This window comes from Burkholderia sp. Tr-862 (assembly GCF_011753085.1).
GTDB lineage: Bacteria > Pseudomonadota > Gammaproteobacteria > Burkholderiales > Burkholderiaceae > Burkholderia > Burkholderia ambifaria.
On record NZ_VWWG01000388.1, the window covers coordinates 1 to 1,022 of the forward strand.

Here is a 1,022-nt window from a genome sequence, read left to right on the forward strand (position 1 = left end):
TGTCGCCGAGCGCGAGCATGTCGAGCGGCCGCGCGAGCCAGGCGAATACGGGTACCGCGAGCACGCACCACGGCAGCAGCATCGACACCTCGCCCCAGCTGCGGCCGTAGGTACCGCCAACGAGCCAGACGACGAAGCGCGCGGGCTGCACGCTTTCCTGCGTGATCAGCCATTGCGCGAGCGTGGTCCACAGCGCGCCGATCGCGATACCGGTCAGCGCGACCGCGAGCGGTGCGTAACGATGCCGATGATTCAGCACGAGCGTGATCGCGAGCGACAGCGCACCGCCGGTCAATGCGGCTGCTGCGAGCGTCACGTGGCCCATCAGCGGCCACGTCGACAACGCGAACAGCGTGACGAGCCCCGCGCCCTGCGTGACGCCGAGCACTTCGGGGCCGGCGAGCGGGTTGCGCACGACGCTCTGCATCGCGACGCCGCTCACCGCCAGCAGCGCGCCCGCGAGCAGTGCGCACAGCAGCCGCGGCATGCGCAGGTCGATCAGCATCCGCGCGAGCGCATCGTGGCCCGACAGCGCGGCGGACCAGCGCGCGGGCGACAGCCATTCGGGGCCGGCCGACACGCCGACGAACACCGCGAGCACGCCAGCCGCGACGAACAGCACGGTGCGCAGCGGCCAGCCGAGCCCTTCGAGCCAGCCGACCAAGCGTGTCGAGCCGCTGCCGGCCGCGCGTTCGGCTTGCGCATGCAGCACGCCCGACCACGCGGCGCCGCGCCGGATCATCGCGAGCATCAGCGGCGTGCCGACGAGCGCGATCGCGACACCCGTCGACAGCGTCGCGTCGAGGCCCGACGCGAGCACTGCGCTGTCGGTGACCAGCACGAGCGCACCGCCCGCAAGCGCCGACAGCGGCACCAGTACGCCGAGCCGCGCCGCGCGGGCCCCGCGCACCTGACGCAGCAGGTTCGGCGCGACGAGCCCGACATACGACAGCGGGCCCGCGATACTGACCGCGACGCTCGTGAACGCGACCGCGACGATCGTCGCGGCGAGCCGGGTCGCA

1 protein-coding gene is annotated in these 1,022 nt (G+C 73.0%); it reads right to left on the minus strand.

The window, feature by feature from the left end:
* Positions 1-1,022, minus strand: a 1,022-nt coding sequence (locus F3J14_RS35050; RefSeq protein ID WP_166726769.1) for an iron chelate uptake ABC transporter family permease subunit, incomplete at both ends; no start/stop codon positions are given.